This is a genomic window from Mesorhizobium sp. M0152 (genome assembly GCF_040322415.1).
Taxonomy (GTDB): Bacteria; Pseudomonadota; Alphaproteobacteria; order Rhizobiales; family Rhizobiaceae; genus Mesorhizobium.
The window spans coordinates 1-5,723 of the sequence record NZ_JAMYTH010000091.1 but is presented as its reverse complement, the minus strand read 5'-3'; the positions used below and the strand labels follow the sequence as shown (position 1 = coordinate 5,723).

The 5,723-nt window shown below is 65.3% G+C and carries 4 protein-coding genes; all 4 read left to right on the top strand.

Annotation, left to right across the window (positions count from 1 at the left end; all coding sequences use genetic code 11):
- Nucleotides 1–398 precede the first annotated feature (398 nt).
- The 4 genes from NKJ26_RS32965 (at nucleotide 399) to lpdA (ending at nucleotide 5,632) form a co-directional block, all read left to right on the top strand.
- Nucleotides 399–1,631, top strand: coding sequence for a thiamine pyrophosphate-dependent enzyme (locus NKJ26_RS32965; RefSeq protein WP_352700007.1), 1,233 nt, complete (start codon nucleotides 399–401; stop codon nucleotides 1,629–1,631).
- Nucleotides 1,632–1,634: 3 nt separating this feature from the next.
- A complete protein-coding gene (locus NKJ26_RS32960; protein ID WP_352700005.1) occupies nucleotides 1,635–2,648 on the top strand; it encodes an alpha-ketoacid dehydrogenase subunit beta in 1,014 nt (337 codons plus the stop codon).
- Nucleotides 2,649–2,659: 11 nt separating this feature from the next.
- The gene (locus NKJ26_RS32955; RefSeq protein ID WP_352700003.1) at nucleotides 2,660–3,988 is read left to right on the top strand and encodes a dihydrolipoamide acetyltransferase family protein; all 1,329 of its coding nucleotides are present in this window, start codon (nucleotides 2,660–2,662) and stop codon (nucleotides 3,986–3,988) included.
- 234 nt (nucleotides 3,989–4,222) lie between these two features.
- Nucleotides 4,223–5,632, top strand: coding sequence for a dihydrolipoyl dehydrogenase (gene lpdA / locus NKJ26_RS32950; protein ID WP_352700001.1), 1,410 nt, complete (start codon nucleotides 4,223–4,225; stop codon nucleotides 5,630–5,632).
- Nucleotides 5,633–5,723 lie beyond the last annotated feature (91 nt).

Sequence of the window (5,723 nt, the reverse complement as noted above, 5' to 3'; positions counted from 1 at the left end):
GAGCCGGGTCGACCCCCACTCCGGCCCTTCGGGCCACCTCTCCCCCGATCGACGGGGGAGAGGAAGGGCGTGTCCTATCGACGGGTGGAGGAAGGACGTGCCTTCGCCAAACCAGGCGCCCTTCCTCTCCCCCGGAGGTTTGGAAGTGGGCGAGGAACCCAGGCTTTGCGGCCAATCACCTTATCTTCCGGCAAACCTTGCTCAACCTTGCGCCAAATTGCGCGCCGTCGCCCAACATCGACAAGAAATTTCGCCGACATATCTTCATCTTGTGGGCGGGAGGCTGCATCGGCCGGCGCGGCCGGGACCGACGATGGAGGCTTGCCCGACGAATTCGCTCTGGCCTGGGGCGCGGATGTGCAAATATCGGCGCCAGGCAACATTGGAGGACAAAGGTCATGGCCGATGCTGGGATGTTGCGTTTTCACGTTCCGGAGCCGGAAGTGCGGCCGGGCGGAACGCCTGACTTCTCCAATGTGACCATCGCCAATGCCGGCTCGGTGCCGCGCCCCGAGATCGATGTCGATCCGCGCACCATCCGCGACATGGCTTTCTCGATCATCCGCGTGCTGAACCGCAACGGCGAAGCCGTCGGCCCCTGGGCCGGCCTGCTTTCGAACGACGAGCTGCTGGCGGGCCTGCGCCACATGATGACGCTGCGGACTTTCGACGCGCGCATGCAGATGGCGCAGCGCCAGGGCAAGACGTCCTTCTACATGCAGCATCTCGGCGAAGAAGCGGTGAGCTGCGCCTTCCGCAAGGCGCTGGCGCCTGGCGACATGAATTTCCCGACCTATCGACAAGCTGGGCTGCTCATCGCCGACAACTATCCGATGGTCACGATGATGAACCAGATCTATTCCAACGAGGCCGACCCGCTGAAGGGAAGGCAATTGCCGATCATGTATTCGTCGAAGGAGCACGGCTTCTTCTCGATCTCGGGCAATCTGGCGACGCAGTACATCCAGGCGGTCGGCTGGGCGATGGCTTCGGCGATCTCGAACGATTCGAAGATCGCGGCGGCCTGGATCGGCGACGGCTCGACGGCCGAGTCCGACTTCCATTCGGCGCTGGTGTTCGCCTCCACCTACAAGGCCCCTGCCGTGCTCAACGTCGTCAACAACCAGTGGGCGATCTCGACTTTTCAAGGCATTGCGCGCGGCGGGTCGGGTACATTTGCCGCGCGAGGCCTCGGCTTCGGCATCCCGTCGCTGCGCGTCGACGGCAACGATTACCTCGCCGTCCACGCCGTGGCAAAGTGGGCGGCGGAGCGCGCGCGCAGCAATCTCGGGCCGACGCTGGTCGAATATGTCACCTATCGCGCCGGCGCCCATTCGAGCTCGGACGACCCCTCCGCCTATCGGCCGAAGACCGAATCCGACGCATGGCCGCTCGGCGACCCGATCGTGCGGCTGAAGAACCATCTGATCCAGCTCGGCGTCTGGTCGAACGAGCGGCATGCGCAGGCCGAGGCGGAAATCCTCGACACCGTGATCGCGGCGCAGAAGGAAGCGGAAAGCCACGGCACGCTGCATGCCGGCGGCAAGCCGTCGACGCGCGACATGTTCGAGGGCCTCTATGCCGAGATGCCGCCGCATCTCAGGCGCCAGCGCCAGCAGGCAGGAGTCTGAGCGATGCCGAGACGGACCATGATCGAGGCCATCCGGGATGCCATGGACGTGTCGATGGGGCGCGACGAACGCGTCGTCGTGTATGGCGAGGACGTCGGTTTCTTCGGCGGTGTCTTCCGTTGCACGCAGGGCCTGCAGGCCAAATACGGCAAGAGCCGCTGTTTCGATGCGCCGATCAACGAATCCGGCATCGTCGGCTCGGCCATCGGCATGGCCGCCTATGGGCTGAAGCCGTGCGTGGAAATTCAGTTTGCCGACTACATGTATCCGGCCTACGACCAGCTGACCCAGGAGGCGGCGCGGCTGCGCTACCGTTCGAACGGCGATTTCACCTGCCCGATCGTGGTGCGGATGCCGACCGGCGGCGGCATCTTCGGCGGCCAGACGCACAGCCAGAGCCCGGAAGCGCTGTTCACCCATGTATCGGGCTTGAAGACCGTGGTTCCATCCAACCCACATGACGCCAAGGGACTGTTGATCGCGGCGATCGAGGATCCCGATCCGGTGATCTTCCTCGAGCCGAAGCGGCTTTACAACGGTCCCTTCGACGGCCATCACGACCGGCCGGTGACGCCGTGGTCGAAGCATGACCTCGGCGAGGTCGCCGACGGCCACTACACCGTGCCGCTCGGCAAGGCGGCGATCCGCAGGGCGGGCTCGGCCGTTACGGTGCTCGCCTACGGCACCATGGTCTATGTCGCGCAAGCCGCCGTCGAGGAGACCGGTATCGATGCCGAGATCATCGACCTCAGGACGTTGCTGCCGCTCGATCTCGATACGATCGTGGCGTCGGTCAAGAAGACCGGGCGCTGCGTCATCGTGCACGAGGCGACGCTGACCTCGGGCTTCGGTGCCGAACTGTCGGCGCTGGTGCAGGAAAACTGCTTCTACCATCTGGAGGCGCCGGTGGCGCGGGTCGCCGGCTGGGACACGCCCTACCCGCATGCGCAGGAATGGGACTATTTTCCCGGTCCTGCCCGTGTCGGCCGCGCGCTCATCGAAACACTGGAAGCCTAGGGAGGCCTGGGATGGGCGAACACATCATCAAGCTGCCCGATGTCGGCGAAGGGGTCGCCGAAGCCGAGCTCGTCGAATGGCATGTGAAGATCGGCGATATCGTGCGCGAGGATACCGTGCTTGCCGCCGTCATGACCGACAAGGCGACGGTCGAAATCCCGTCGCCTGTCGATGGCGAGATCCTGTGGCTGGGCGCCGAGATCGGCGACACGGTGGCGATCGGTTCACCCATCGTCCGGCTGAAGGTGGCGGACGAGGGGAATGTGAAGCCGCAAGGAGATCAGGGAGAAGCGGTGGCCGCCGAGCCGCCGACCAAGCTGCCGACCCCGAAGCCCGAATTGGTTGCGCCGACCGCGAAGCTCTCGCCGAAGGTCGGCGGAACCGACGTCAAATCCGCCCCTTTGATTTCGAAAGGCGCCGGGCAGTCTTCCGCCCATGGCGGTCCGCGACCGGAAGGCGAAAAGCCTCTGGCCTCCCCCGCCGTCCGCCTGCGGGCGAAAGAAGCCGGCATCGATCTCAGGCAGGTAGCGGGAAGCGGCCCGGCCGGTCGCATAGGCCACGAGGATATCGAGGCGTTCCTGGCGCGCGGTCCGCAGCTTGCCAGGACATCCGGCCTCGCCCGCAACGATGCGATCGAGGACATCAAGGTGGTTGGGCTTCGGCGCAAGATCGCCGAGAAGATGTCATTGTCCAAATCGCGCATCCCGCACATCACCTATGTCGAGGAGATCGACGTCACCGCGCTCGAAGATTTGCGCGCCGCGCTCAACAAGGAAAAGCGCGGAGCCAAGGGTGGTGGGGAGCGGCCGAAGCTGACCCTGCTGCCGTTCCTGATGCGGGCGATGGTCAAGGCGATATCGGACCAGCCCAACCTCAATTCGCTGTTCGACGACGAGGCCGGCATCATCCACCAGCATGGCGGTATCCATATCGGCATCGCCGCGCAGACGCCGTCGGGGCTGGTGGTGCCGGTGGTCAAACATGCGGAAGCGCTGGATATCTGGGAGTGCGGCGCAGAGGTCGTCAGGCTGGCGGAGGCGGCCAAGTCCGGTACCGCGACGCGCGACGAGCTGTCCGGCTCGACCATCACCATCACCTCGCTCGGCGCCATGGGCGGCGTGGCGACGACGCCGGTCATCAACCATCCGGAAGTGGCGATCATCGGTGTCAACAAGATGATGGTTCGGCCGGTGTGGGACGGCACGCAGTTCATGCCGCGCAAGATGATGAACCTGTCCTCCAGCTTCGACCACCGCGTCATCGACGGCTGGGACGCGGCGGTGTTCGTGCAGCGCATCAAGGCGCTGCTGGAGACGCCGGCGCTGATCTTCGTGGATTGAGGGGCGGATGACCGAGATGACGGCGGGACAGCGCCCCCCTCTGCCCTGCCAGGCATCTCCCCCACAAGGGGGGAGATTGGACGTCACGCCGGCTTTCGCCAATCTCCATCGTTGCAGGAATGAGCGAAGCGACGACGCTGCCAATCTCCCCCCTCGTGGGGGAGATGCCTGGCAAGGCAGAGGGGGGCGTGAAGGATCGCGACGGAACATTCCCTCGCATCGAAGGGTCGCAAAATGAAAGAAATCTCCTGCAAGCTGCTCGTCATCGGCGCCGGTCCGGGCGGCTATGTCTGCGCCATCCGGGCCGGGCAGCTCGGCGTCGATACGGTGATCGTCGAGGCCGGCAGGCCGGGCGGCACTTGCCTCAATGTCGGCTGCATCCCGTCCAAGGCGCTGATCCATGCGGCGGAAGAGTTCGAGAAAGTGTCTGATATGGTTGGCGGCGACAGCCCGATCGGCATTTCGGTCACGGCACCCACGCTCGACCTGGCCAAAACCATCGCCTGGAAGGACGGCATCGTCAGCCGGCTCAACAGCGGCGTTGCCGGCCTGCTGAAGAAGGCCGGGGTCAAGACCGTGCATGGATGGGCGACATTCCGCGACGGCAAGACCGTCGCCGTCGAGACCGAGACGGGCAGCCAGGTGATCCGCGCAGAAGCGATCGTCATCGCCACCGGCTCGGCGCCGGTCGAACTGCCGTTCCTGCCCTTCGGCGGCCCGGTGATTTCGTCCACGGACGCGCTGGCTTTGAGTGAGGTCCCCAAAAAGCTCGCGGTCGTCGGTGGCGGCTATATCGGCCTCGAGCTCGGCATGGCCTTTGCGAAAATGGGCGCTGATGTGACCGTGGTAGAAGCCTTGCCGCGCGTGCTGGCGCAGTATGACGCCGAACTCACCCGGCCGGTGGTCAAGCGGTTGGCCGCCCTCGGCATCGCGGTGATGACTGGCGCCAAGGCCAAGGGGTTGTCGACCAAGGGACAGGCGAACAAAGGCGACGCGCTGCTGGTCGAGACCTCGGATGGCAAGAGCGCCAGGGTCGCCGCGGAGAAGATCCTGGTCACGGTCGGGCGCAAGCCGGTTACCGAGGGCTGGGGGCTCGACCAGATCGACCTCGATATGGCGGGCCGATTCATCAAGATCGACGACCAGTGCCGCAGCTCGATGCGCGGCATCTTTGCCATCGGCGACGTCACCGGCGAGCCGATGCTGGCGCACCGGGCGATGGCGCAGGGCGAAATGGTCGCCGAGATCGTCGCCGGCCACAAGCGCAGCTGGGACAAGCGGTCGATCCCGGCCGTCTGCTTCACCGATCCGGAGCTGGTGACGGCTGGGCTGTCGCCGGAAGAGGCCAAGGCTCTCGGTGAGATCAAGATCGGGACGTTCCCGTTTGTCGCCAATGGCCGGGCGATGACGAAGCTCGGCGAGGATGGATTCGTTCGTGTCGTCGCCCGCGCGGACAATCACCTGGTGCTCGGCATCCAGGCGGTCGGGCAAGGCGTGTCGGAACTGTCGGCGGCTTTTGGGCTGGCGCTGGAAATGGGCGCGAGGCTGGAGGATATCGCCGGAACGATCCACGCCCATCCGACGCAAGGCGAGGGATTCCAGGAAGCGGCGCTGAAGGCGCTGGGGCACGCGCTGCATATTTGAGGGTCAGGCTCCCTTCCTCTCCCTCCGGAGGGGGGAGAGGTGGCGCTGCGAAGCAGCGACGGAGTGGGGGAAGGCGGTCCTCAATCGCGCC